22 protein-coding genes and 1 tRNA gene are annotated in these 24,692 nt (G+C 72.6%); 15 read left to right on the forward strand and 8 right to left on the reverse strand.

The window, feature by feature from the left end:
• Position 1 precedes the first annotated feature (1 nt).
• Positions 2–1,210: a low temperature requirement protein A gene (locus tag D7044_RS16800; protein ID WP_120689490.1), complete on the forward strand. Its 1,209-nt coding sequence runs from the start codon at positions 2–4 to the stop codon at positions 1,208–1,210.
• 24 nt (positions 1,211–1,234) lie between these two features.
• Here D7044_RS16800 and D7044_RS16805 read toward each other — a convergent pair whose 3' ends face one another.
• The gene (locus tag D7044_RS16805) at positions 1,235–1,660 is read right to left on the reverse strand and encodes a glutaredoxin domain-containing protein (RefSeq protein ID WP_120689491.1); all 426 of its coding nucleotides are present in this window, start codon (positions 1,658–1,660) and stop codon (positions 1,235–1,237) included.
• Positions 1,661–1,858: 198 nt separating this feature from the next.
• Between D7044_RS16805 and D7044_RS16810 the strand changes: the two genes are divergently transcribed.
• Positions 1,859–2,383 carry a GNAT family N-acetyltransferase gene (locus tag D7044_RS16810; protein ID WP_120680026.1) on the forward strand — a complete coding sequence of 175 codons (525 nt, stop codon included), beginning with the start codon at positions 1,859–1,861 and terminating at the stop codon, positions 2,381–2,383.
• 104 nt (positions 2,384–2,487) lie between these two features.
• A complete protein-coding gene (locus D7044_RS16815) occupies positions 2,488–3,309 on the forward strand; it encodes an alpha/beta fold hydrolase (protein WP_120680028.1) in 822 nt (273 codons plus the stop codon).
• A gap of 136 nt (positions 3,310–3,445) precedes the next feature.
• On the opposite strand, the gene D7044_RS16820 is transcribed toward D7044_RS16815, so the two are convergent.
• Both D7044_RS16820 and D7044_RS16825 read right to left on the reverse strand, forming a co-directional pair.
• Positions 3,446–3,522 (reverse strand) — tRNA-Pro (locus tag D7044_RS16820).
• 295 nt (positions 3,523–3,817) lie between these two features.
• Positions 3,818–4,711, reverse strand: a complete 894-nt coding sequence (locus D7044_RS16825; RefSeq protein ID WP_120680030.1) for a metallophosphoesterase — start codon at positions 4,709–4,711, stop codon at positions 3,818–3,820.
• Between the two features lie 25 nt (positions 4,712–4,736).
• On the opposite strand from D7044_RS16825, the gene D7044_RS16830 reads away from it, so the two are divergent.
• Entirely contained in the window at positions 4,737–5,192 is a 456-nt protein-coding gene (locus tag D7044_RS16830) for a GatB/YqeY domain-containing protein (protein ID WP_120680032.1), read from the forward strand.
• A 304-nt stretch (positions 5,193–5,496) separates the two neighbouring features.
• Here D7044_RS16830 and D7044_RS16835 read toward each other — a convergent pair whose 3' ends face one another.
• Entirely contained in the window at positions 5,497–7,938 is a 2,442-nt protein-coding gene (locus tag D7044_RS16835) for a penicillin-binding protein (protein ID WP_120680034.1), read from the reverse strand.
• Positions 7,939–8,342: 404 nt separating this feature from the next.
• Here D7044_RS16835 and D7044_RS16840 point away from each other — a divergent pair, with 404 nt between their 5' ends.
• Positions 8,343–8,654, forward strand: a complete 312-nt coding sequence (locus tag D7044_RS16840) for a WhiB family transcriptional regulator (protein WP_120680036.1) — start codon at positions 8,343–8,345, stop codon at positions 8,652–8,654.
• Here D7044_RS16840 and D7044_RS16845 read toward each other — a convergent pair.
• The 3 genes from D7044_RS16845 to D7044_RS16855 are packed head-to-tail and all read right to left on the reverse strand — an operon-like array spanning position 8,641 to position 11,420.
• The gene (locus D7044_RS16845; RefSeq protein WP_199716652.1) at positions 8,641–9,792 is read right to left on the reverse strand and encodes an ArsA family ATPase; all 1,152 of its coding nucleotides are present in this window, start codon (positions 9,790–9,792) and stop codon (positions 8,641–8,643) included. The two genes, D7044_RS16840 and D7044_RS16845, sit on opposite strands and share 14 nt — an antisense overlap.
• A 54-nt stretch (positions 9,793–9,846) precedes the next feature.
• Entirely contained in the window at positions 9,847–10,824 is a 978-nt protein-coding gene (locus tag D7044_RS16850; RefSeq protein ID WP_120689492.1) for an ArsA-related P-loop ATPase, read from the reverse strand.
• Between the two features lie 26 nt (positions 10,825–10,850).
• Entirely contained in the window at positions 10,851–11,420 is a 570-nt protein-coding gene (locus D7044_RS16855; RefSeq protein ID WP_120689638.1) for an Rv0361 family membrane protein, read from the reverse strand.
• A gap of 612 nt (positions 11,421–12,032) precedes the next feature.
• Between D7044_RS16855 and D7044_RS16860 the strand changes: the two genes are divergently transcribed.
• The 7 genes from D7044_RS16860 (at position 12,033) to D7044_RS16890 (ending at position 19,987) form a co-directional block, all read left to right on the forward strand.
• Entirely contained in the window at positions 12,033–12,521 is a 489-nt protein-coding gene (locus D7044_RS16860) for a hypothetical protein (RefSeq protein ID WP_120689493.1), read from the forward strand.
• A gap of 43 nt (positions 12,522–12,564) precedes the next feature.
• A complete protein-coding gene (locus D7044_RS16865) occupies positions 12,565–12,720 on the forward strand; it encodes a DUF4177 domain-containing protein (RefSeq protein WP_120680043.1) in 156 nt (51 codons plus the stop codon).
• A gap of 52 nt (positions 12,721–12,772) precedes the next feature.
• A complete protein-coding gene (locus D7044_RS16870; protein WP_120680045.1) occupies positions 12,773–13,234 on the forward strand; it encodes a RidA family protein in 462 nt (153 codons plus the stop codon).
• A gap of 127 nt (positions 13,235–13,361) precedes the next feature.
• Complete coding sequence (locus D7044_RS16875) at positions 13,362–14,195, forward strand: MBL fold metallo-hydrolase (protein WP_120689494.1); 834 nt, start codon at positions 13,362–13,364, stop codon at positions 14,193–14,195.
• A complete protein-coding gene (locus D7044_RS16880; RefSeq protein ID WP_120689495.1) occupies positions 14,192–17,782 on the forward strand; it encodes an adenylate/guanylate cyclase domain-containing protein in 3,591 nt (1,196 codons plus the stop codon). Before D7044_RS16875 ends, D7044_RS16880 begins: the two co-directional genes overlap by 4 nt.
• Before the next feature lie 141 nt (positions 17,783–17,923).
• A complete protein-coding gene (locus D7044_RS16885; RefSeq protein ID WP_120680051.1) occupies positions 17,924–18,427 on the forward strand; it encodes a hypothetical protein in 504 nt (167 codons plus the stop codon).
• A 30-nt stretch (positions 18,428–18,457) separates the two neighbouring features.
• Positions 18,458–19,987, forward strand: coding sequence for a serine/threonine-protein kinase (locus D7044_RS16890; RefSeq protein ID WP_120689496.1), 1,530 nt, complete (start codon positions 18,458–18,460; stop codon positions 19,985–19,987).
• Positions 19,988–20,161: 174 nt separating this feature from the next.
• On the opposite strand, the gene D7044_RS16895 is transcribed toward D7044_RS16890, so the two are convergent.
• Positions 20,162–20,485, reverse strand: coding sequence for a hypothetical protein (locus tag D7044_RS16895; protein ID WP_147434680.1), 324 nt, complete (start codon positions 20,483–20,485; stop codon positions 20,162–20,164).
• Positions 20,486–20,700: 215 nt separating this feature from the next.
• On the opposite strand from D7044_RS16895, the gene D7044_RS16900 reads away from it, so the two are divergent.
• The 3 genes from D7044_RS16900 (at position 20,701) to D7044_RS16910 (ending at position 24,651) form a co-directional block, all read left to right on the forward strand.
• Entirely contained in the window at positions 20,701–22,500 is a 1,800-nt protein-coding gene (locus D7044_RS16900) for an alpha/beta hydrolase (RefSeq protein ID WP_120680057.1), read from the forward strand.
• 121 nt (positions 22,501–22,621) lie between these two features.
• The gene (locus D7044_RS16905) at positions 22,622–23,560 is read left to right on the forward strand and encodes a transporter substrate-binding domain-containing protein (RefSeq protein WP_120680059.1); all 939 of its coding nucleotides are present in this window, start codon (positions 22,622–22,624) and stop codon (positions 23,558–23,560) included.
• The gene (locus D7044_RS16910; RefSeq protein ID WP_120680061.1) at positions 23,557–24,651 is read left to right on the forward strand and encodes a hypothetical protein; all 1,095 of its coding nucleotides are present in this window, start codon (positions 23,557–23,559) and stop codon (positions 24,649–24,651) included. The genes D7044_RS16905 and D7044_RS16910 overlap by 4 nt, the downstream gene beginning before the upstream one ends.
• The last annotated feature ends 41 nt before the right edge of the window (positions 24,652–24,692 follow it).

Raw genomic sequence — 24,692 nt, forward strand, 5'->3', positions numbered from 1 at the left:
GGTGCGCATCTCCCGGACCAGGTACGAGACGACCGAGGAGACGCACCGGACGACGAACTTCGAGATCTTCTTCGATCTCGTCTTCGTCTTCGCGCTCACCCGGATCGTCGAGTTCATGGCGCAGACCCCCACGGCCGTCACCATGCTCCGTGGGCTGATCCTCATCCTGCTGCTGTGGTTCTCCTGGTCCTCGTACGCCTGGCTGGGCAACGAGGCGCGCGCGGACGTCGGCCTGGTCCGCACCGGCACGCTGGCCGCCATGGCGGCGCTCTTCGTGGCCGCGTTGGCGATCCCGGACGCCTGGCAGGGGGAGCCCGATCCGCTGCTGCCCGCCCCGCTCCTGCTCGCCTTCGCCTACCTGGTGGTACGGGTCCTGCACCTCGCGCTCTACCTCTACGTGTCCCGCAGCGCGCAGCTCACCCGTACGCTCCGGCTCAGCGCGATCCCGCTGGCGCTGGGGTGGATCCCGTTGGTGGTCGGCGCGCTGCTCGGCGGCACGGCGCAGACGGCGCTCTGGGCGGTGGCGTTCCTGATCGACGTCGGTGGCGGTCGGCTCGTCTCCCGCTACAGCCCGTGGGAGCTACGCAGCGTCAGCCACTTCACCGAGCGGCACCGCTTGGTGATCATCATCGCCATCGGCGAGTCGCTGATCTCGATAGGCCTCGGTGCCGGCGCGGAGCTGGCCACCTGGTGGGTGCTGCTGGCGGCGCTGCTCGGCTTCGTCGTCACCGTCTGCCTGTGGCGGTTGTACTTCGACCGGTTCGCGTCGGCCGTCGAGCACGTCATGGCGACGGTGCCGCGAGCGCGGCGAGGCACCATCGCCGGCGACGTCTTCAGCCTCGCCCACCTACCGATGATCGCCGGGATCATGTACATCGCGCTCGGCATCGAGCAGGTGCTGGCGATGCTCATCCACGAGAGGGGCGGCGTCGGTCGGCACGCGCTGGGCCTCTCCGGTGTCGTCGCGCTCTACGGCGGCGCCGCGCTCTATCTCGTCGGCCGGGTGCTCTGCGTCCGGCTCACCGCCGTTCGGGCCGCGCTGCCGCCGATCGTCGGCGCCGTCGCGCTCCTCCTGCTCATCGCGCCGGCCCGGGTGCTGCCCGCGCTCTCCGCGTTGGCGCTGCTGGTGGTGGCGCTGCTCGTGCAGTGCGCGGCGGAGCGGCGCTCCGGCACCCTCGGCGCGACGCTCACCGCGAAGCGGGCCGGCTGATCAACTCCCCGGTCGAGTGGGCGACTACCGGCCCAGCCGGCGTCGGAGCCAGTCCGGGGTCGGGTTGACGACCGCCGTACCGTCGGCCAGCACCACCGTCGGCACGGTCTCGTTCCCACCGGCGATCTCCCGGACGGTCGCCGCGCCGTCCGGGTCGCTCCAGATGTTGACCCAGTACGCCCGGCGGGCGGCGCGGCCGAGCCGCAGGCGCAGCCGGAGACAGTAGGTGCAGCCGGGCCGCCAGTAGACGACCGGCCGCCCGTCCGCGGCGCCGCGCCGGCGGGCCTGCGCCGCCGTGACCGAGCCGGGGAAGGCCAGCGGCGACAGTACTGCTGCCAGCGCCACGAGAAGCACCAACCACGTGAGGCCGAGCCAGACCGGTCGGAGGGTGGCCGCGACGTACACGCCGGTCGCCAGCAGCAGTCCCGGTGGACCCCAGATGCGCAGCATGACCCCGAATGTTAGTCACTTTCGCGTCGTCCGCTCCTCGTGCGTTGGCGGGGGCGCCGCCCGAGCGGCCCCGAGGGCTCAGCGGTCGGCCCGCGCCCGCCCGCACAGCGCGTCGGTGGCCCCCCGGCCCGCGCCCGGCCGGGCAGCGCGTCGGTGGCCCTTCCGGCTCGATCCGCGGGAGCCGTTATCGTCGCTGGGATGCCCGAACTGATCACCCCCACCGTCGACCTGCACGCCGCCTGGCTCGAAGCGCACGACGAGTGGGGACCCGGCGCACACGAGGACGGGTTCGGCCTGCGCCCGGCGGACGAGGTGCGGTCGTCCGGCGGCTTCGCCACCTGGGTGGCCCGGCTCATCGAGCAGTCGGATCCGACGAAGCCCCTGAAGGCCGGGCGGGCGCACTGCACGTACCGGTGGATCGTCGAGGGCGACCAGGTGCTCGGCGGAATCGCCCTGCGGCACGCGCTCGACGACTTCCTGTTGCGGGTCGGCGGACACATCGGCTACGGCATCAGGCCCTCCGCGCGTCGGCGTGGGTTGGCCGGCTGGGCGTTGGGCCGGATGCTCGACGAGGCGCGGACGCTCGGCCTGGACCGGGTGCTGATCACCTGTGAGGTGGCGAACGTCGCCTCGGCGCGGACCATCGAGCGCCAGGGCGGAATTCTGGAGGACGTCCGGGACACCGAACTCGGTGCCGTGCGGCGCTACTGGGTTCAGCTGTAGCAGCGGCCACCGGTGGATTACCGGAAACCGGCGGAGCACAGGCCCGAGCAGGGGAAGTGGTGGTTCGGGCTCGGGCAGGGGCGGATTCCGGCAAGCTGGGTGTCATGGCGTACGTCACCGCGAAGGATGGCACCGAGATCTACTACAAGGACTGGGGCTCCGGTCCGGCCGTAACGTTCTCCCACGGGTGGCCCTTGAACGCGGACGCGTGGGACGGGCAGCTGCTCTTCCTGGCGCAGAACGGGTTCCGGGTCGTCGCCCATGACCGGCGGGGCCATGGCCGTTCGGGTCAGGCCTCGGCCGGCAACGACATGGACGGGTACGCCGACGACCTCGCCGCGGTGATCGAGGCGCTGGACCTGAACGACGTGACCCTGGTCGGGCACTCGACCGGTGGCGGTGAGGTCACGCGGTACATCGGTCGGCACGGGACCGGTCGGGTGGCGAAGGCGGTGCTCATCTCCGCCGTGCCGCCGATCATGGTGCAGAGCTCGGACAACCCGGAGGGTCTGCCGCTGCAGGTCTTCGACGAGCTGCGTACGAACCTGTTCAACGACCGGTCGCAGTTCTACCAGGACCTGGCGCAGATGTTCTACGGGGCGAACCGGTCCGGGGCGAAGGTGTCCAAGGGCATCCTCGACCAGTTCTGGTTGTGGAGCATGCAGTCGGGCCTGAAGAACGCCTACGAGAGCATCAAGGCCTTCTCGGAGACTGACTTCCGGGCCGACCTCGCCAAGTTCGACGTGCCCACGCTGGTGATGCACGGCGAGGACGACCAGATCGTCCCGGTCAAGGACTCGGCGCGGAAGACCGCTCAGCTGGTCGCGAACGCCCAGGAGATCTACTACCCGGGCGCCCCGCACGGGATGACCGCCACCCTCCAGGACCAGGTCAACAACGACCTGCTGGCCTTCCTGCGGAGCTGATCCGTCACCGGAGAGGCGCGGACCCGGCCCGCGGCGGCTCCCCGCCAACGGAGCGGGCACCGTCCCGGGCCGCGCGACGGTGCCCGGATACGAATCAAGGCCCCTCAGTTGAGGGGCCTTGACCTGCTCTTACCTCTGGTCGGGGTGGCCGGATTCGAACCGACGACCTCTTCGTCCCGAACGAAGCGCGCTACCAAGCTGCGCCACACCCCGAGGCGTGCCGACAAATAGTAGCCCACCCGGTCGGGGGCTCCAACTCGGTACCCCCTCGGGTCGGCCGCCGCCACGCACCCCCGGAGACCAGGACCGCCCACCGGGGCGACCATGATCCGGACAACTTCCCGGAAGTTGCTGGCCGGGCCGCCATCGAGGCCGCAACTTCGGGGAAGTTGCGGCCTCGATGGCGGGCTCGGGGCAGGTCGAGGCCTTGGGGACGGGCCCTCGGGGCAGCCGCGGCCTTGGGGACGCGGCCTCGGGGAAGGTCGCGGCCTTGGCGGAAGGGGTGGGGTCAGCGGGGGATGAGGGTCAGGATGCTCGCCTCTGGCGGGCAGGCGAACCGGACCGGCGCGGTCGGGTGGGTGCCGAGACCGGCGGAGACGTGCAGCCAGGAGTCGGAGCCCGGCCAGCGGTGCAGTCCCCGAGCCATCGACCGGGGCAGCCCGCAGTTGGTGACGAGCGCCCCGACCCCGGGTACGCAGACCTGCCCACCATGGGTGTGGCCGGCGAGCAGCAGGCCGAAGCCGTCGGCGGCCATCTGGTCGAGCACCCGCGGCTCGGGAGAGTGGGTGAGCGCGATCGACAGGTCGGCCGACCCGGCGACCGGCCCGGCCACGGCGGCGTAGTCGTCCCGCTCGACGTGCGGGTCGTCCACGCCGACCAGATCGATGACCCGCCCGCCGGCCTTCAGCGTCGTCCGGGCGTTGTTGAGGTCGAGCCAGCCGGCGCCGGTGAGCACCTCGCGCAGCTCCTCGTACGGCAGCTCGACGCCCTCCACGTACTCCCGGTCAGGCAGGAAGTAGGTGAACGGGTTCTTCCAGACCGGGCCGGTGTAGTCGTTGGAGCCGAAGACGAAGACACCGGGGTAGTCGAGCAGCGGTTGCAGGGCGCGGAGCACCCCCGGTACGGCGTCCGGATGCGCCATGTTGTCCCCGGTCACCACCACCAGGTCGGGGTCGAGCGCGGCCAGTGACGCCACCCAGCGCTGCTTGCGCGCCTGGTCGGGCGTCATGTGCAGGTCGGAGACGTGCAGGACGCGCAGCGGCTCCGAGTCGGTGGGCAGCATCGGTACGTCGTACCGGCGCAGCGTGAACATGTTGCGCTCGATGAGCGACGCGTACGCCAGGGTGGCCGCGCCCACCGCGGCGGTGGTGGCCGCGAGCCGGAATACTGTGCGCTTTCGCATGCCGATCAGGGTAGTTTGACGGTCCATGAGCACGCTGAAGGACCGCCTGACCACGGACATGCGTAACGCGCTGAAGGCGCGCGACGAGCTGACCACGTCGACCCTGCGGCTCGCCCTGGCCGCCGTGGGCACCGCGGAGGTCGCCGGGAAGGTGAAGCGTGAGCTCTCCGACGACGAGGTGCTCGCGGTGCTGACCAAGGAGGCGAAGAAGCGCCGGGAGTCGGCGGTCGCCTTCGCCGACGCGGGCCGCACCGAGCAGGCCGCCAAGGAGACCGCCGAGGGCGAGGTGCTGGAGCGTTACCTGCCGAAGCAGCTCGGCGACGCCGAGCTGGCCGAGCTCGTCTCACAGGCGCTCGCCGAGGGCGGCTTCACCGGCAAGGCGCAGATGGGCCCGGCCATGAAGTCGGCCCAGGCCGCGGTGGCGGGCCGGGCCGAGGGTGGCCGGGTGGCCGCCGAGGTACGCCGCCAACTCGGCGCCTGACCCTCCCGCCGCGCCCCGGACTCTTTCCCCGAAGGAGTCCCCTCCTCCGCGCTGATGGCCACTCTTTCCGTGAAAGAGTCCGCTCCGCCTCGGCGATGGCCACTCTTTCCGTGAAAGAGCCGACCCTGGGTGAGGGGTGAGGGGTGCGGGGTGAGGGTGAGGGGCGTGGGCGGGGAGTGAGAGGCAGGGGCGGGGCGGGGTTGTTGTGCGTGAAGGGCGGGCACCCCCGAGGGGGTGCCCGCCCTTCAACGTTCACGCTGGGCGGTCCGGGCCGGGCGGCTGGTGCCGCCGGGCCCGGCCGGGCTCAGCCGCCGGGACGGTTGCCCGGACGGTTGGGCTGGTTGCCCGGCGGAGTGTCCGGGTTGTTACCCGGCCGGCCGCCGCCGCCACCGCCGCTGCTGATCTGGATGGTCACCACGCCGCCCTTGATGGTCCGACCGTCGGGGTTGGTGCCGGCCACCGAGCCGGCCGGGCAGCTGGAGGCGATCCGCTGGTCCGAGACGACCGCCTCGAAGCCCGCGCCGTTGATCCGGGACTTCGCGGTGTCGACGGACGCGCACTTCACGTCCGGGATCGAGCGCTGGTCACCGACGGAGATCTTCTGACCGGGCGGCTCGAAGTTGATGTCCTTCTTGCCCTTCATGGCGTCGCGCAGCGTCTCGAAGACCGGCGGGTTGATGCCGTGCGGCTGGTTGTGCTGCATCTTCTCGTTGGTCTGCGGCCAGTCGGGGTCGGCCATGATGCCGGCCACCGAGTACTGCTTGGTCATGGCGACCAGGGCAGCGGTCTTCTCGGAGTCGGTGGTGCCGGACTTGCCGGCCACCGGCGCGCCGACGATGCCCCGCACGTTCGCCGCCGTACGGCTGCTGCCGCACTTGGTGGTCGGCGAGTTGTCACCGACCGGGCAGCGGGCGACGTCCACGGCGGCCCGGGCCACCTCGGTGCTGATCCGCTTCTCGCAGCGCGGGTTGGCGATGTCCAGCTTCTTCCCGTCCGGGTCGCGGATCTCCTGCACCGGGATCGGCTCGCAGTACTTGCCGTCTGCGGCGAGGGTGGCGTAGGCGTTCGCCAGCTCCAGCGGGGTGGTCTGCGAGACGCCGAGGGTGAACGCGCCCCACTGATGGGCCTTGTCCTTCGTGCTGGCGAAGTCGGCGTCGTTCGAGGCCCGGAACTGGATGCCCATCCGCTTGGCCGCATCGACCACGTTCTCGGCGCCGACCTTCTGCTGCAGCGGTACGAAGAAGGTGTTGGTCGAGGCGCTGAACGCGCTCCACATGTTCTGCACGCCGCCGGCCTTCAGGCCGGAGTTGGTCGGGCAGTAGAAGTGCGTGCCCGGGCAGGCGGCCGGGCTGCTCGAGTCGATGATGTACTCCGACTTGAACTGCTGCGGCGAGTTGAAGGTGTAGCTGAGCGGGATGCCCTTCTCCAGCGCCGCCACGATCGTGAAGATCTTGAAGGTCGAGCCGGCCTGGTAACCGGTGATGCCGTCACCGCCGGTGAGCAGCGGGTTCACCGTGTTCGGGTAGTTGCCGCGCTTGCCCTTGTCGCGCTGCTTCGGGTCGCTGTGCGGCTTGTTGGCCGGGTGCTTCGGGTCGTCGAGCTTGTAGTTGCGGTTGACCGAGAGCGCGCGGACCCGGCCGGTGCCCGGCTCCACCACGGCCACCATGGCGGCTTCCTTCTCGGTCACCTTCTTCGACTTGCGGACCGCCTTGTCGGCACCGCGCTGCGCCTGTGGGTCGAGCGTGGTGACGATGGTGTAACCACCGCTCTTCAGGCGCCGCTCCCGGTCGTACGAGGTGGAGCCGAAGGTCTCCTGCTGCAGCCACCAGCGGTAGAAGTAGTCGCAGAAGAAGCCCCACTCCTTCACGTTGGTGGCGACGCAGCCGTTCGGTGCCCGCTTGCCCTTGACGACCAGCTTGGTGGCCTTCGCGGCCTCCGCCTCCTGCTTGGTGATGGCGCCGATGTCGACCATGTTCTGGATGACGTAGTCGCGTCGTTGCAGCGCGAGCGGGTAGCCGCTCTTGGTGGTCGGGTCGTTGGTGCTGGGCGCCTTCACCATTCCGGCGAGCATGGCCGCCTCGGGAATGGTGAGGTTCTTCGGGCTCTTGCCGAAGTAGACCTGGCTGGCGGCGTAGACGCCGTAGGCGCCGTTGCCGAACGAGGCGATGTTCAGGTAGCGCTCCAGGATCTCGTCCTTGGAGAGCTCCTTGTCGATCTGGAGCGCGTACCGCATCTCGCGCAGCTTGCGGGCGCTGGTGTCCTCGGTCGCCGCGACCACGTCAGCCGGGTGGGTGGCCGAGTACGCGATGGCCAGCCGGACGTACTGCATGGTCAGGGTCGATGCGCCCTGCTGCGAGTTGGTGCCGGACTGGTTGTTCACGAAGGCCCGGGCGACACCGTTGATGTCGACCCCGTTGTGCTTGTAGAAGTCGTGATCCTCGGCGGCGACGATGGCCTTCGCCATGTAGGGCGAGATGTCGGCGAGCTTCACGTCGCGACGGTTCTCGTCGTACATAGTGGCCAGCGGCGTCTTGCCGTCCTTGGCGAGCAGGTAAGTGATCTGCGGGGCGCGGGCCACCGTCAGCTCCGTGGGCAGAGCGCCGAATGTCTCCGCGCCGGCTTTTGCGGCCAGTCCGGACATCGCCACTGCGGGGAAGGCCGCAGCTGCGACCACCACGCCGGCCAGTAGGCCACATATGAGCAGCGATGCGGCGTTGGTCAGCACATTGTGGTCACGTTTCCGCATCCAGGTCACCTCGACAGGGTACGCGAGTAGGGAACGAGGGGCGCTGGGGCGTTCTTTCCCCATTTCCTGCGCGCGCTGCCCTCGTTGTGCTAAACGCATGACCCCCGGTGTGTGGTTGCGTGTGACCTGCCGCGAGTCTTCCCGCTCGAGTCGGGCCTTCGCAGCGTTTTCACGTTCTGGGGCGGGGTAAGCGGCGGTCGAGGGCCCGGGAAGCCGGGAGTGTCCGGAATGATGGATTTGGCCGACAACGTTGCGTAATCGGGTGACTACAGAGCATGATGGTGGACGGCGACAGCGCCACATGTCGTCCGTGCCGCCTAGGGGAAGGCCGGGCGGGCGATCGGGGGGATTGCCGGCTGACGCGTAACGAGGTCGGTAGGTACTGCAAGGGGGGACGTGTACGCATGGGCATGATTGCTGACTGGCCGTCGCTGGCGGCGTGTCAGAACGGGGACCCGGACGCGCTGTTCGTACAGGGCGCCGAACAGAACGTCGCGAAGCGGATCTGCCGGAGCTGCCCAGTTCGGTACGAGTGCCTGGCAGACGCGCTCGACAACCGGATCGAGTTCGGAGTGTGGGGCGGCATGACCGAACGCGAACGGCGGGCGCTGCTGCGCCGCCACCCGCAGGTCACGAGCTGGCGCAAGATGTTCGAGGCGGCCATGAAGAAGAACGCCAAGGAGAAGGCCGGCAAGGACCTGGTCACGACCGGCTGATCGCCGCGCCGATCGTTCGCAGCCCGTCGACGTCGTGCACGTCGGCGGGCTGTGCTGTCACCGACACCGTCGGTACCTGCGGGAACGCCTCGGTGAACCGGGCAGCGACCTGCTGCTCACGAGCTGCCTGCCGGGCCAGCGCGGAGTGCGCCCGTAGCACCTCGGCGGCACCCTCGTGCCCGCCCAGCTCGGCCAGCCGGTCCGCCGCGGCCCGGCTGGTGGCCGCGTCCAGCGCCGGCACCGTCGGCCGGTGCACCCGGTTGAGCACCAGGCCGGCCAGCGGCATCCGCTCCTCACGCAACCGGCCGGCGAAGTAGGCGGCCTCCCGGACCGCGTCCGGCTCCGGCGCCGCCACCAGCAGGAACGCCGTCTCGCGGGCCTGGAGGATGCGGTACGTCTGCTCGGCGCGCTGCCGGAAGCCGCCGAACATCGAGTCGAGCGCCGCCACGAAACCGGAGAGATCGGTCAGTAGCTGAGCGCCGAGCACCTTCTGCACGGCCTTGGAGAACATCCCGAACGACGCGGTGACCAGGCTGAACATGCTCCGGCCGCCGCTGCGCGCCGGGGCGAGCATCATCCGCAGCATCCGGCCGTCGAGGAAGCGGGAGAGCCGGGCCGGCGCGTCCAGGAAGTCCAGCGCCGAGCGGGACGGCGGCGTGTCGACGACGATCAGGTCCCACTCACCGCGGGCGTGCAGCTGGCCCAGCTTCTCCATCGCCATGTACTCCTGCGTGCCGGCGAAGGTCGAACTCATGGCCTGGTAGAAGGGGTTGGCGAAGATCTCCGCCGCCTTCGCCGGATCGGTGTGCTGGAGCACCACGTCGTCGAAGGTCCGCTTCATGTCGAGCATCATGGCGTGCAGCTCGCCGCCGCTGGCCTCGACGTCGATCCCCTTCACCTGACGAGGGGTGTTGTCCAGCTCGGTGAGGCCGAGCGACTGGGCCAGCCGGCGGGCCGGATCGATGGTGAGCACCACCGTACGGCGGCCGTGCTGCTCGGCGGCGCGCAGTGCCAGCGCGGCGGCCGTGGTCGTCTTCCCGACCCCGCCGGAGCCGCAGCACACCACGATCCGGACGCCCGGATCAGCGAGGACCTGGTCGACATCCAGCTGTGGCGCCACGTCTGCAGAAGGCACCAATCGAGCGTATCGGGCCGACCGGGTCCGTGCGCCCGTGCCGACGACAGGTGTGAGTCAATCGGCTCCGCGCAGGGCCTCTGCCAGGGCGGAGAGCCCGGTCCGGTCGACCCCGTCGGGCAGCAACGGCAACTCGATCATCGGGAGCCCCAACTCGACCAGGTCGGCCCGGAGCGAGTCCTCCAGCTCCCGGCGGATGACCTGATCGTGGGCCTCCGAGTGGAGACCGGCCACGACGTCCCGGTCGGCGGGCAGTCCCGCGGCGAGCAGTCCGCGGCGCAGCTCGGCGGCGCTGACCACCCGGCCGGTCGGCAGCGGCGGACGGGTGCCGTTGACGATGATCCGGCCCACCGGGAAGCCGAAGGAGGTGAGGTCGGCGACCGCGTCCACGGTCTCCTGGACCGGCATCTCCTCGAGCAGGGTGACCACGTGCACCGCGGTGATCGGCGAGCGCAGCAGCGCCGCGACCCCCTCGCTCTGCGTCTTGATCGGGCCGACCTTCGCCAGTCGGGCGGTCTCCGCCGTCACGTTGAGGAACCGGCCGATCCGTCCGGTCGGCGGGGCGTCCAGCACCACGGCGTCGTAGACCCGGCGCTGGTCGACGGTGCGGGTGGTCGCCTCCTTCGCCTTCCCGGTCAGCAGCACGTCGCGCAGCCCGGGAGCGATGGTGGTGGCGAAGTCGATCGCACCGAACTTGCGCAGCGCCCGACCGGCCGCGCCGAGCCGGTAGAACATGTCCAGGTATTCGAGCAGCGCCTCCTCGGCGTCCACCGCCAGGGCCCGGACCTCACCACCGCCCGGCGCGTCGGCGAGGTGCCGCTCCTCGTAGGGCAGTGGGTCGGTGCCGAAGAGCTGGGCGATGCCCTGCCGCCCCTCGACCTCGATCAGCAGGGTTCGTCGCCCGCCGGCCGCGAGGGCCAGGGCCAGGGCCGCCGCCACGCTCGTCTTGCCGGTGCCGCCCTTGCCGGTGACCACATTCAGGCGGGCCGGCCACTCGACACCGGCCGGGTCGGCCTGCTGATCAGCTGCTCGCACCCGTCGAGCCTATCCAGCCGTGGCGGTCAGGCGACCTCGCAGACCCACCAACCCGTCTTCTGCACCACGGTGAAGCGCAGTTCCTGCTCGGCGACCTTCTCGTCGGAGGTCGTCATCGTCACCTTGGCCGAGACGGTGGCCCGGTCGGCGTTCCGGTTGTCCACCTTCGGGGCGCTCCACCGGAAGCGGGGGTTCTGGTAGGCGGAGGCGTACTTTTCCACCTCTGCCACCTTCGCCGCGATCTTGTCGTCGTCCCGGGCCGAGGCGCAGACCAGGCTCGCCGCCTTCGTCGCGTCCTGCTCCTTGTAGACAGCGGTGAGGAACTGGTCCACCGCCGTCGCCGGCTCGTTCGCCCCCTCGCCGGTCTCCACGTTGCGCAGGGTGAGGAACGCGGCGACGCCGCCGCCGACGCAGAGCACCAGGACCACCGCGAGCGCGATCGCCGCGATCAGCACGCCACGCTTCTTCTTCGGCGGGGCGGGTGGCGGGAAGCCCGGCGCGGCCGGCGGGTAGCCGGTGGGGACCCCGGGCTGGCCGCCCGGGTAGCCCGCCGGACCCGCTCCGGGTCCGCCCGGCGTCGCCGGCTGGCCGGTCACGAAGCCGGGCTGGCCGGGCTGGTCGGGGTGGCCGGTCGCGAAGCCGGGCTGGCCGGCCACGAAGCCGGGCTGGCCGGGCTGGGGGCCGGCGGCGGTGGTGGGCTGGCCGGGCAGCGGCGGCTGGGCGGACGGAGCGTCGAGATCCGCCGGGCCACCCGGGCCGGCGGAGGGTGCCGGCGAGACCGGCTGCTCCGCCGGGGTGAGCGGCTGCCCGGCGCCGGGGTGCGCCTGCGGCACGGCCGGAGCTCCGCTCGCGTCGTCGCTGGGTGGCTGGCTCATCTCTTCCCCCGGGGGTGCGGCGCCCGCCGCCACCCGGCGTCGAGCGTGAAGTCGAGGGCGGCCGTATCGTGCGCCGTCCGACCGGAAGGGTAGCGGTCGATCTCCCCGCCGGTGTCGCCCGTGGTGGCCGCTGCAGGTGGGAGCGTGGCCGGCGTCTGTCAGGTACACGGCATCTGTCGCATATGTGACTGGCGGTGCGGGAGGCGCGCGCGTCCTGTTGGCGGGACTCCGGCACCGGACCTACGGTCGTCCCGGCGCGGGGGAACCCGGCCGGGCGTCCCGTCCGGACCGGTGAGCAGGGATCTGACCAGGTACGACGCCCGGAGGAAGTGCATGCACGACGCGGACAACACCCCTCGAGCCCAGTTCCCGGCGAACGATCGCTCACGTCGGGTCGGGACCGGCCCCGCCGGTGAGGGCGACGGGCCGGTCGGGAGCCTGCCGCTCAACGAGCGGTCGTACCGGCCGATCGCGGAGCCGGTCGAGGTGGTGCGGACGCTGAAGCGCTCCCTGGAGCGGGGCCGGGAGGACGAGGAGCCCGGCTACGTCATCCACCTGCCGATCCGGGTACCCGACCTGGCCTCGGCCACCGCCCTCGCCGGCCGGATCGCGGTCTCCCTGGGCTTCCTGCCCGAACTCGACGCGGGCGAGACCACCGTCTCCAACGCCGACGACCAGAACAACCGGTACCGGGTCTTCTGCGACCTCCTCCTGCCCGACCGCTCCCGCTGCCCACAGCGGTACGAGCACGGCGGCCCCTGCGGGGAGCTGCCCGCCGCGCCCGAGCAGCGTCCCTCGTCCCGGCCCACCACCGGTCCGTAGGCTGTGCCTCGAACGATCCGCGTTTCGAGGGAGCCCTGCACCGATGCAAAAGTGGGAGTACGCCACGGTCCCCCTGCTGGTCCACGCGACCAAGCAGATCCTCGACAACTGGGGTGAGGACGGCTGGGAACTGGTCGCCGTGGTGCCCGGTATGAGCCCGGACCAGCTGGTCGCCTACCTGAAGCGGCCGAAGGCATGAGCGAGCGCAGCGAGCGAATCAGTCGGCTCAGCGCGCGGAGCGAGGTGGCGGCATGAGCAACGGGCCGCACGCGAAGCTCGCCGAACTCGGCTACGAGCTGCCCGAGGTGGTGCCGCCGGTGGCCAGCTACGTGCCGGCGGTGCAGTCCGGCGCGCACGTCTACGTCTCCGGCCAGCTGCCGATGGCGGAGGGGAAGTTGCTGGCCACCGGCAAGGTCGGGGCCGGCGTCTCCGCCGAGCAGGCCAAGGACCTCGCCGAGCGCTGCGCGCTCAACGCGCTGGCCGCGATCGACTCGCTGGTCGGCCTGGAGAACGTCGTGAAGATCGTCAAGCTGACGGGCTTCGTGGCGTCCGCTCCCGGTTTCACGGGCCAGCCCGCCGTGATCAACGGCGCGTCCGACCTCTTCGGCGCCGTCTTCGGGGAGGCCGGTCGGCACGCGCGCAGCGCTGTCGGCGTGGCCGAGCTGCCCCTCGACGCCCCGGTCGAGGTCGAGGTCATCGTCGAGGTCAGCTGACCCGAGTGGTCCCGCTCCGCCCCGCGACCGGCGGCTCGTCGGTGACGAAAGTCGTGAACGGGCAGAAACCTCTACGGTGTGCCGCAAGATCGTGGGGTGGGGCGGGCGGGGTCGTACGATCGCAGCCATGACCGGGCACGTGACCGCGCCGGCAGCGGCGCTCGCCGACCAGCTGCCGACCTGGGTGACGCTGCTCCGCGCCCCGAACCCGGGGCCGATGACGCTCGACGGCACCAACACCTGGCTGCTGCGCGCCCCCGGCGCGGAGCACGCGGTCGTCGTCGACCCGGGCCCCGCCGACGAGGCGCACCTGGCCGCGATCGCCGCGCACGGACCGGTCGCGCTGGTGCTGATCACCCACGGCCACCCGGACCACACCGAGGGCGCGCCGAGGCTCAGCGAGCTGCTCGGCGGCGTGCCGGTACGCGCGGTCGACCCCGTGCACACCGTCGACGGCCGATCGCTCGACGCCGACACCGACCTCGAGATTCCCGGGTTGAGCGTGCGGGTCGTCCCGGCCCCCGGTCACACGAGCGACTCCGTCTGCTTCCTGGTCGAGCGCGGCGACGAGCGGGTGGTGCTCACCGGCGACACCATCCTGGGCCGGGGCACCACCGTGGTGGCCCATCCGGACGGGCACCTGGGTGACTACCTGACGAGCCTGGAGGTGCTCTCGACGTACCGCGGCGTCCCGGCGCTGCCCGGGCACGGCCCGGCGCTGGCCGACTGCGGCGCGGCGGCCGACTTCTACCTGGCCCACCGCCGGGCGCGGCTCGACCAGGTCCGGGCGGCGGTCGCCGCCGGCGCCACCACCCCCGCCGAGGTGGTCGCCGCCGTCTACGCCGACGTGGACCGCTCCCTCTGGTGGGCGGCCGAGTGGTCGGTACGCGCGCAGCTGGAGTACCTCGCGCCCGAGACCCGGGAATGCGTGACCGGGGACACGGAGTTGGAGCTGCCGTGACCTGCCCGGTGTGCGGAACCGTAGCCGTCCCCGGCGCGCGGTTCTGCCACAACTGCGGCGCCGCGCTGCCGGCGGCCGCGACGTTGCCGGCCGCCGAACGCCGAGTGGTGACGGTGCTCTTCGGCGACCTCTCCGACTTCACCTCCTGGTCGGAGGATCTCGACCCGGAGCGGGTCGGTGCGGTCACCGACCGGGTGCTCGCCGCCCTCGCCGGTGCGGTGAAGACCTTCGGCGGGCACGTCGACAAGCTGACCGGTGACGGGATCATGGCTGTCTTCGGCGCACCCGTGGCGCACGAGGACGACGCCGAGCGCGCCGTCCGTGCCGCGCTCTCCATGCAGCGGGCGGTCCGCCGGGTGCTCGACGACGAGCGCGGCGGCGGCGCGCCGCTGGGCCTGCGGGTCGGCCTGAACACCGGCGACGTCATCGCCGGCATCCAGGCCGCCATCGAGTACACGGTCATCGGCGACACCGTGAACACTGCCGCCCGGCTGGCCGACGCGGCCGCCGTCGGCGCGGTCTACGCCGGCGCCCGCACCTCCGCGGCCACCCGGCACGTCGCCTCCTGGCGGGCGCTGCGCCCGCTGCGACTCAAGGGCAAGCGCGAGCCGGTCGAGGCGTACGAGCTGCTCGGCCTCCTGGACGCGCCCGGCACCCGTTCCGGGCTGGGCGACGAGGCCCCGTTCGTCGGGCGGGAGACCGAGATCGGCCGGGTCGCCGGCCGGCTCGCCGAGGTGATCGACCGCGGCGAGCCCCGGGTGCTGCTCATGACGGCCGAGGCGGGAATCGGCAAGTCCCGGTTCGCCGCCGAGGTGGAGCGCCTGGCCGCCGGGTACGACGTGGGCGCCGGCCGGTACGCCGCGCACACCGGCGCCCGGGTGCTCTCGGTGCGCTGTGCGGCGTTCGGCGAGCGGCGGCGGCTCGCCCCGCTGGCCGACCTGGTCCGGGCCGCGGTCGGCCTGCCCAACGATCAGTCCACCGCGCTGACCCGCCCGGCGGTCGAGGAGCGGCTGCGCCGGCTCGGCCAGCGACTGGGCCGCGGCGCCGAACCCGCGCCGATCGTGACCGACCAGCTCCTCGCCCTGCTCGGCTACGCGGAGCTGACCACGGAGGTTCCCGACCAGGGTGGGTGGACCGCCACCCAGCCACCCACCGACGCCGAGGCGGTGCCGAACGCGGTCGCCGACCTGCTCAGCGCGCTCGCCGGTGAGGCGCCGCTGGTGGTCATCGTCGACGACCTGCACGACGCCACGGCGGAGACCATCCGCGCGCTCGGGCTGGCCCTGTCCCGGCTCAGCGGCCCGGTGCTGGTGCTGCTGCTCGGCCGCCCCGAGCTGGTCCGCACCGCGGGTGCGTTGACCCGGGTCGCCGACGCCGAGGTGCACGCCCTGCCGCCGCTGCGCGGCGCCGACGCGGCCCGGCTGTTGACCAGCTATCTGAGCGGCGGGAAGCTGCCGCAGGCGGATACCGACCGGCTGCTCGCCACGGCTCAGGGCAACCCGTTCTACCTGGCGGAGCTGGTCACCCTGCTGCGGGAGCGGGGCGCGCTCACCGCGGTCGCCGGCCGCGCCGGCACGCCGAGCGTGGCCTGGCGGCTGGTGCCCGGCTCGCTGAGCAGCCGGCTGCTCTCCCGGGACCTCGCCGCCGTGCTGGCGGCCCGGCTCGACGCGTTGCCGCCGGAGGCCCGGTCGGTGCTGCGGGATGCCGCGGTGGTCGGTGACACGGTCCCCGCCGGGGCCCTGGAGGCGCTGCGCGAGCAGCGCGCCGGGCTGGACGGGCGGCCCGCCGCCGTGGTCGCGGTCGAGCTCGAACGAGCCGTCGACGAGCTGCTGCAACGGCGCATGCTGCACCGCACCCGGGCCGGGTACACGTTCGCCACCCCGCTGATGCGGGAGGCCGCGTACGCCGGGATCAGCAAGGCCGAGCTGGCCGAGCGGCACGCCGCCCTGGCCCGCTGGGCGGCGCCCGGCGCGGACGGGGACGAGCTTTCGGCCAAGCCGTCCGGCGTCTTCACCGACATCGACCGGGACGAGTTCGTCGCCGCCCACGTCGAGCGGACCGCGGCGCTCGCCGACGCGGTGAAGCTGCGTCCCGACGCGCCGGCGCGCGCGGTGGTGCCGCTCGGGGTCGCCGCGCTCGGTCGGGCCGCCCGCCGGTCCCTCACCGCGGGGGAGCCGGCCCTCGCCGTCGAGTACGCCGAACGCGCCGTCGAGCTGGCCCACGAGGCGGTGCCCGCCGCGGATCTCGTGGTCCACGCCCGCGCCCTGCTCCAGATCGGCCGGGCGGCCGACGCGCTCGCCTCGGCCGAGAAGATCGCCGCCAACGCGGGGGACGAGGGGACCCGGGCCAGCGCGCTCCTGCTCGCCGGGCAGGCGCACCAGACGCTCGGCGACCAGCACCGGGCGGTCGCGGCGTGGCAGGAGGCCCTGCAGGTCGCCACCGCCGGCGAGCTGCCGACGCTGCGGGCCTCCGCGATGCGCCGGCTGGGCATGGCCGACTTCGTGGCCGGGCGGCTCAGCCAGGCGAGCAGCCGGTTGGCGGCCGCGTACCAGGTGAGCCTCGCCGCGAAGGACCGGCCCGGGCAGGCGTGGTCGTTGCAGAACCTCGCCTGGGTCACCACCACCCGGGGTGACTTCGCGGGCGCCGACGCGGTCCTGAACCGCGCCGCGCGGCTCTTCGCCGAGTTGAAGGACCCGTACGGCCGGGCCTGGCTGCGCGGCACCACGGCGTTCGCCCGACTGCTGGCCGGTCGGCTGCGGGAGGCGGACCGCCTGGCGCGGGTCTTCCTGCCGTTCGGCGAGCGGGTGGGGGAGGCGTGGGCGGTCGGGACGCTACGAGCGGTCGAGGCCTTCGCCAGCGCGGAGCTGGGTGATCTGGCCGAGGCGGACCGGGAGGCCCGGCGGGCCTACCGGGACTTCGACGCCGCCTCCGACGAGTGGGGGTGCGGATTCGCCCTGGTGGTGCGGGGTGTGGTGGCGCGCGGGCTGGGCGAGCCGGCGCACGCCGCCGACCTGCTCACCGACGCGCTGGGGTACGCCGAGCGCACGGCTCACCCGCTGTTGACCGGGATGGCCGGCACGCTGCGCGGTTTCGTGGCGCTGGAGTTGGGCGACGTGACGGCGGCGGAGCGGGACGCCCGGACGGTGCTGACCACTGTCGAGCCGAACAACCCGCAGGCGCCGGCGCAGGTCGCGCCCCGGGTGCTGCTGGCCACGGCCCGCCTCGCGATCGGCGACTCGGCGACCGCGGTGGGGCTGCTCGCCCCGGTGGCCACCGCCGCCGGGAGTACCCCCTCGTTGCTCATCTCCCGCCGGCAGACGCTCGCCCGGTACGCCTCGGCGCTGCTCGCCCACGGGCAGCCGGAGCAGGCGCTCGACTGGGCCTGCCGGGCGGCGGCGGCGCCGGCCGAGGACGTCCGCGGCCAGGTGATCGGGGCGATGGTGCAGGCGGAGACGTTCGCCGCGACCGGCCGTACCGCCGAGGCGCTGGCCGGCGCGGAGGAGGCGGTCCGGCTGGCGTACGGCACCGAGCAGCGCAGTGAGCGGCGCGGTGCCGAGGCGCTCCGGGCCCGCCTGGCCGCCGACTGATCTCGCTCGCCGGTGGGCCGGACGCCGCAGCCGGGGGTTGTGTCGGTTCTGCTGATGTACCGGGGGCCGGGCAGCGGATAGCGTGTCAGGTTCACGCGGCGGTCCACAGTGGCGGCCGTACCGGCTTGGGGGAGGGCCGTCATGAGGCTGCCGCGTTCGGTTGCCGGCTGGACGATCGCGGTGTTCGGCGTGCTGGCGTTGATCATGGGCGCGGTGGGGTTGCTCTGGCCGGAGGCGATGCTCCGCTCGCTCGGCTTCGAGGTGCCCGCCACCCGCGCCCCGGGTGACCACACCGGCACGTTCCTGATGGCCTCCTCGATGGCCTCGTTCAACATGGGCGTCTACTACCTGCTCGCCACCGCCACCGAATGGCGGGTCTTCTACCGGTTCACGGTCTTCTTCCGGCTCGTCACCTTCACCGTCTTCAGCATCGCGGTGCTGGCCGAGATCGCGCCGGGCCGGTTCTTCGGGGTGGCGGCCTGGGAGGGCGCCGGTGCCCTGGCGACCGCCGTCGGCCTGTGGTGGGACGCCCGCCGGAACCGTGGTGTCGGGTCGGCCCGAGGTGGCGACGGGGCGGCCGATCCGAGCGGCCGGGCCGATGCCGGGGCGGCCGGCGAGGCGCCAGCAGCCGACGCGGTCCGCTGACCCGTCAGTACGGTTGGGTATTTTCGAGCTGTGACCGACACCCCGTCCGGCAGTCTGCCGGCACCCATCGTGCCTGGTCTGACTGATTTGCGGGTATTTGCCCGAGGGGGCTACGCCACGGTCTACCGGGCCACCCAGATCTCCGTGGGCCGCGAGGTCGCGGTCAAGGTGGAGAATCGGACGCTCGACAGCGAGCGGGACCAGGCCCGGTTCCTGCGCGAGGCGCGCGCCGCCGGCCGGATGTCGTCCCACCCGCACGTGGTCGATCTCTTCGACGTCGGCGTCACCGTCGACCAGCATCCCTACCTGATCATGGAGCTCTGCGACGGCTCGTACGCCGAGCGGATGCGCAACTCCCCGCTCGGCGCGGCCGAGGCGCGCGACCTGGGCATCAAGATCGCGGATGCGCTCGCCCACTCGCACGGGGCCGGAGTGCTGCACCGAGACGTCAAGCCGGCGAACATCCTCTACTCGCACTTCAACCCGGCCGTGCTCGCCGACTTCGGGCTGGCCGTACTGGCCGAGGTGCGCGATCCGACGGTCACGCTCGAGGTGCTGACGCCCGCGTACGCGCCGCCCGAGATGTTCAACCACAGCCCGCCCTCGCCGGCCGTCGACGTCTACGCGCTCTGCGCCACCCTCTACGCCGTCATGCACGGCCGGCCGCCGCGCTGGCAGGCCGAGCGCAACCCGAGCCTGGTCACCGTGCTGGAGATGTTCAACCAGCCGATTCCCGGGCTGCCCGGTGTTCCGGAAGCACTGATCGACGTGCTGCGCGCCGGAATGGCGAACGATCCGGCCGATCGCCCCTCCGCCGCCGAGCTGCTCGGGCTGCTCGCCGCGCTCCCCATCGAGCCCGCCGCCACCCCGGTCAGCGGCGCGCCCGTCCCGGGGATCCCGAGCAGGGGCGGCTTCACCGGCTCCGGCCCGTACGCCGGCCCGACGAGTCAGCCGCTGCCCCGTAACCCGGCCGAGGACGCCCACCCCACCCTCCCCAGCCCCGCCAAGTCGGCCGGCCGGCGCTGGCGTCGGCGCTGGTTCCTCGGCGGTGCCGTGGTGCTCGCCGTGGCCGGTTCGGCCGCCGCCGGCGCCTGGGTCGCCGACGGCGCGCGGAAGCCGGATCCGTCGGTGAGCCGGGCCGCCGCTCCGGCGACCGAGGGACGGCTGCCCGGCTGCACCGACGCGGCCACCGTGGAGACGCTGCCCGAGGGGGCCCGGTGCGCGACCGGGCTGGAGTGCTTCGGGCCGGTACGGGTGCGCGGCACCCGCGCCGAGGCGACCCAGGTGACCTGCGACGGCCCGCACACCTGGGAGGCGTACGCCGAAGGGGTGCTCCCGGTGCACCTGGTCGGCGCCGGCTACCCGGAGATCACCGCGGACCCGGTGGTCCAGCAGGTGTGCGGCCCGACCACGTTCCGGCTGACCAGCCGGATCGATCCGACGGCCGGTTGGCACCTCGAGGTGTTGCCGCCGGTGGACGGCAGCATCGACCGGACGTTCCGCTGCCTGGCGGGGCGAGGCGTCGACGCGCTGGGCGGCCCGACGCTCACCGGGCACTGAGCTTCCGTACCCACCGGCAGGCCGCCCTCGGCCCGGCGCTCGCCAGGCACTGAGCTTCCGCGCCCACCGGCAGACCCGCCTCGACCCGGTGCTCGCCGGGACGGCGAGCTTCGCATCCCCCGGCGACCCGCTCTCGATCCGAGAAGGACGGCGGTGCGAGGAGAGCCCGGGCGCTCAGCCGCCGTTCAGGCCGCGCCGACGGTCGCGTACCGCGCGCAGCGCGTCCCGGCTGTCCAACGCGTCGAGGGTGTCCGCGTCCACGCCGGACGGCTCGGGCAGGGGCGGCGGAATGGCCGCCGGAGGGTCCTCCGCCGTCGGTTCGTCGTGCTGGCGCGCCGCCGCCACCGACACGGCGGCGAGGATCGCGAGCAGCACGCAGAGCAGCGCCAGCACCACGCCGAGGAGATCCTGCCGCCGCCACACCAGCAGCGTCACCAGCAGGGAGAGCGCGGCGACCGCCGCGACGACGGCGAGCGTCCGCGCGTCGGGCCTGGTCAACCGGTTCACCCGTCCAGCATGTCGACGGCGCAGCGGCTGTCAACCCGCCACTACGCGCGTGGGGTGGCGTCGAAGTCGGGAAAAACGTTACGGCGGACCGGTGATTGTCGCTTTTGTAGGCGTTTTGCGCGCCACATTCATTGCCTACGATCTCTAGAGTGGCGGAAGTCGGGCGGTGCCCCCGACCTTCCCTGTCGTCCACGGAAGGCGTCCACATGCAACGACGAACCCGGTCCCTGGCCCTAGCAGGAATCATCGGTGCTCTCCTCGCCGGCTCGGCGGTCGCACCAGCGGCCGCAGCACCGGCGACCGGCGCTCACGGGCGACCGGTCACCACCGACCGGACCAGCCCCATCGAGGCCCGCCGAGTCGACCGGGTGCCCACGCCTCGGCTCGACTGGTACCCCTGCTACGACTACGCCGAGTGCGCCACCGTCCGCCTCCCGTTGGACTACGACCACCCCCGGGGTGCCACCACCGAGATAGCCCTGCTCCGGGTCAAGGCCCGCGATCAGCAGAACCGCATCGGCAGCCTCTTCGTCAACCCGGGTGGGCCGGGCGGCTCCGGCACCAGCATGGCGCTCGGCGCCCCCCAGTTCCTCGGCGACGAGCTACTGGACCGGTTCGACGTCGTCGGGGTCGATCCGCGCGGCGTGGCCAGCAGCGAGCAGGTGCGCTGCTTCGCCACCGTGGGCGACCAGACCCGCGCGTACGCGGGGCTCAACGTGGCCTTCCCGGTCACGAAGGCCGAGGAGAAGGCGTACGTCGCCTCGTCGAAGGCGGTCGGTCGGGGCTGCTCGACGACGGGCCGCCCGCTCTCCGGCGCCATGTCGACGGCCGAGGTCGCCCGGGACATGGACGTGCTGCGCCGGGCCGTCGGCGACCGCAAGCTGACCTACCTCGGCTTCAGCTACGGCAGCGTGCTCGGGCAGTACTACGCCAACATGTTCCCCGACCGGGTGCGTGCCCTCGTGGTCGACGGTGTGCTCGACCCGTACGCCTGGTTGGGCAAGGGAAAGGCCCGTGACCTGCTCCAGGAGGACCGGATGCGCAGCGCGCAGGGCGCCTCCCGAGCCCTGCGCGAGATCCTCGTGCGCTGCGACGCGGCCGGCGCGGAGTCCTGCCCGATCGCCGGCGGGGCGGCCGGCAAGTACGAGCTGGTGGCGCAGCGGCTGCGTGCGAAGCCGCTGGTGATCGAGGATCCGGACCTCGGCCCGTTCACGGTCGGCTACGCCGACTTCGTCGCCGCCACGATGAGTGCGCTCTACGACCCGTACGGCTACCTGCAGGTGGCCGGTCTCACCGCCGAGCTGCTGGTTCTCACCGAACCGGCCGCCACCGCCCCGGCCCGGGACCGGGCCCGCGCGGCCGTGACCCGGCTCGCCGCCGAGGCGCGCCAGCAGGCCCGCCGGTACGACTTCCCGTACGAGAACGGCCTGGAGACCTTCCTCGGGGTGGACTGCACCGATGCCAACCACCCGAAGGACGCGGCCTCCTGGCCGGCTCGGGCGGCGAAGGCCGACCGGCGGGACCCGTACTTCGGTCGGGTCTGGGCCTGGATCAGCTCGCCCTGCGCCCGCGACACCTGGACGGTGCGGGACGAGGACGCCTACACCGGCCCGTTCGATCGGCGTACCAGCGCGCCGGTGCTGGTGGTCGGCAACTACTGGGACCCGGCGACCAACTACCGGGGCGCGGTCAGCTCGGCGGCGCTGCTGCCGAACAGCCGGTTGCTGAGCAGCGACAGTTGGGGGCACACGGCGTACGGCACGTCGGCGTGCGCGACCGGCGCGATCGACGAGTACCTGATCGACGGCACGTTGCCGGCGAGGGGCACGCTCTGTGTCGGCGACGCGCAGCCCTTCGCCGAGGTGGCCGGCGGGCAGGCGTCCGACCGGGTGGCGGCGTCCAAGAGCACCCTGTCGGACCAGAGTGTGCCGCGTCGGGGTGAGCCGAAGCGGCTCCCGCCGGTCGTGGCGCCGCTGCCCGCGGTGGGCACGCTGACCGTCCGCTGAGACCGCCGGGGTACGGCGGGCGATCGGGCGCCCGCCGTACCCCGGCCCGGCGACCACCGAAAATGGACGGTGGTCGCTACGCTCGGTCTCCCGCAGGCTGTCCGCGTCAGCGAGGTCACCGATGAACGAATCGTCCACCGGGCTCAGGTTCCGCTCGGTCGCTACCACAGTTGCCGTGGCGATGACGCTCACCCTCGCCGCCGCCGCCGGCTGCGACAGCCGACAGGAGCCGGAGCTTCCGTCGGTGCAGGAGAAGCTCCGCGAGTCGCACATCTACGGGCAGCCGAAGCTGCGGATCGGCGTGGCCAGCAACGAGCCGCTGATGGGCGAACTGCGCGACGGCGTGCACGTCGGTTTCGACGTGGAGATCGCTCGCTACATCGCCGCCTCCCTCGGCTACGAGGGCGACCAGCGGCTGGAGTTCGTCCCGGTCTCCACCGAGGACCGCATCCCCGCGCTCCAGGGCGGCACGGTCGACCTGGTGGTTTCGAGCTTCTCGATGACCGAGGACCGCAGGAAGCTGGTCAGCTTCGCCGGGCCGTACTTCGTCACCACCCAGGAGGTGATGGTGCCGGTCCGGCTCAAGGACAAGATCCGCACCATCGAGGACCTCCGCAACCCGGCGTACAAGATCTGCACCAGCGGTGGCTCGACCACCGAGGCGGAGCTGGAGCAGCACCAGGTCCGCACCTTCGTCGTGAAGGACGTCGGTGACTGCGTCGCCGGGATCCGGGCCGGTCGCTACGACGCGGTCAGCTCCGACGAGACGATGCTGGCCGGCTTCCTGTCCCGGTACCCGACCGAGTTCGAGATCGTCGACATGCCCTTCGGCACCAGCGAGCTGATCGGCGTCGGGGTGCCGATCAGCGATCCCGCCCTCCGCGACCTGGTCGCCTTCTTCCTCGACAAGAGCTACCGGTTGGAGCGGGCCGGCCGGGCCAGCCCCTGGCAGACCGCCTACAACCGGACGCTCGGCCCGTGGCTGCGGGCGGAGAAACCACAGCCTCAGCCACTGGAGGTGCCGGAGCTCGTCGACTTCGACGACAAGGCCCCCCGGTGACCATCCCCTCGTCGGCCCCGGCCCCCGCCGCCGAGTCGGTGGCCGACGGCGATGCCCGGGTCGAGGAGCCGACGGCCTGGTACGACCGCAGCTGGAACGGTGGCGACCGGCTGGACAAGGCGGAGCGGCGAGCGCAGGCCAACCAGTCGTTCTGGACGGCGCTCGTCGGCGTGCCGGCCGTCTTCTCCGTCCTCCGGCTCGGCGTCGAGGCGGGCGGTGAACTTCAGACCACGTTGCTGCTGGTCGCGAACGTCGGGCCGGTCAACCTGCTCGCCGGCTTCCTCACCACGGCCGCCCGGCTGCTCGCCACGGCGCTGGTCGCCGTCTTCGCCCTCGGCGCGGTCTTCGGCGCGAGCGTGGACCGGCTACCGCCCGGCACCCGGCGTCGTCCGCTCTTCGCCCGCTGGGCCGAGATCACCCCGGCCTGGCTGGTGCTGGCGAGCTTCCTGCTCGCCCTGGTCACCTGGCCGCTGCTCTATCTGCCGCTGCTCATCCCGGCGTTCGTGGCCGCCTTTCAGCTGCGCCCCGAACAGCTGCACGAGCGGATCGCGCCCCGGGTGCTGCTGATCGCGGCCCTGCTCGTCGGGTACGCCTGGCTGCTGCTGCCCACCCTGCTGGACGCCGCCCGGCAGGGCAAGCCGCTGGTGGTGGCGCTGCTCGCTCTGCCGCCGCTGCTGGCCCTCGGCATCTCCGGGCCGCTGCCGCGCGTCGTGATCGGGCCGCTCGCCTCGCTCACCGAGGTCGCCGTGCTGGTCGTGCTGGTCTGGGCGTCGCTGCCGGTGATCAGCACCCCGGTGCTCCCGCTGACCGTCACCACCGTCGGGCCGGTGAACGGGCCGACCGAGGACGTACGGGGGCACGTGGTGACCACCGACGACGTGAACATGGTTCTCCTGCAGGAGCAGGGCGGCGTGCGGTACGTGCCGGTCGACCAGGTACGCGCGCAGGTGCTCTGCCCCAGCGAGGAGGAGCTGCCCCGGCACCAGCTGCGAATCCACGACTTCCATGTGGAGGATTCGCTGATGGAGGGGCTGGGTCGCCGGGTACGCCCGGTGCACCGCATCGACGCCGCCTGCCGCGCCGTCGGCTGACCCCACGAGGGTGTTTGAGGAGGCTCGCCCGTAGCGAGCCG

Source organism: Micromonospora musae (assembly GCF_003626635.1).
GTDB classification, from domain to species: Bacteria; Actinomycetota; Actinomycetes; order Mycobacteriales; family Micromonosporaceae; genus Micromonospora; species Micromonospora musae.

What these genes read in the sequence shown, in the direction of transcription:
- D7044_RS16805 (WP_120689491.1), bottom strand. Translation starts at nt 1,660, where the DNA reads ATGCTGCGCATCTGGGGTCCACCGGGACTGCTGCTGGCGACCGGCGTG.
- D7044_RS16810 (WP_120680026.1), top strand. Translation starts at nt 1,859, where the DNA reads ATGCCCGAACTGATCACCCCCACCGTCGACCTGCACGCCGCCTGGCTC.
- D7044_RS16815 (WP_120680028.1), top strand. Translation starts at nt 2,488, where the DNA reads ATGGCGTACGTCACCGCGAAGGATGGCACCGAGATCTACTACAAGGAC.
- D7044_RS16825 (WP_120680030.1), bottom strand. Translation starts at nt 4,711, where the DNA reads ATGCGAAAGCGCACAGTATTCCGGCTCGCGGCCACCACCGCCGCGGTG.
- D7044_RS16830 (WP_120680032.1), top strand. Translation starts at nt 4,737, where the DNA reads ATGAGCACGCTGAAGGACCGCCTGACCACGGACATGCGTAACGCGCTG.
- D7044_RS16835 (WP_120680034.1), bottom strand. Translation starts at nt 7,938, where the DNA reads ATGCGGAAACGTGACCACAATGTGCTGACCAACGCCGCATCGCTGCTC.
- D7044_RS16840 (WP_120680036.1), top strand. Translation starts at nt 8,343, where the DNA reads ATGGGCATGATTGCTGACTGGCCGTCGCTGGCGGCGTGTCAGAACGGG.
- D7044_RS16860 (WP_120689493.1), top strand. Translation starts at nt 12,033, where the DNA reads ATGCACGACGCGGACAACACCCCTCGAGCCCAGTTCCCGGCGAACGAT.
- D7044_RS16865 (WP_120680043.1), top strand. Translation starts at nt 12,565, where the DNA reads ATGCAAAAGTGGGAGTACGCCACGGTCCCCCTGCTGGTCCACGCGACC.
- D7044_RS16870 (WP_120680045.1), top strand. Translation starts at nt 12,773, where the DNA reads ATGAGCAACGGGCCGCACGCGAAGCTCGCCGAACTCGGCTACGAGCTG.
- D7044_RS16875 (WP_120689494.1), top strand. Translation starts at nt 13,362, where the DNA reads ATGACCGGGCACGTGACCGCGCCGGCAGCGGCGCTCGCCGACCAGCTG.
- D7044_RS16885 (WP_120680051.1), top strand. Translation starts at nt 17,924, where the DNA reads ATGAGGCTGCCGCGTTCGGTTGCCGGCTGGACGATCGCGGTGTTCGGC.
- D7044_RS16900 (WP_120680057.1), top strand. Translation starts at nt 20,701, where the DNA reads ATGCAACGACGAACCCGGTCCCTGGCCCTAGCAGGAATCATCGGTGCT.
- D7044_RS16905 (WP_120680059.1), top strand. Translation starts at nt 22,622, where the DNA reads ATGAACGAATCGTCCACCGGGCTCAGGTTCCGCTCGGTCGCTACCACA.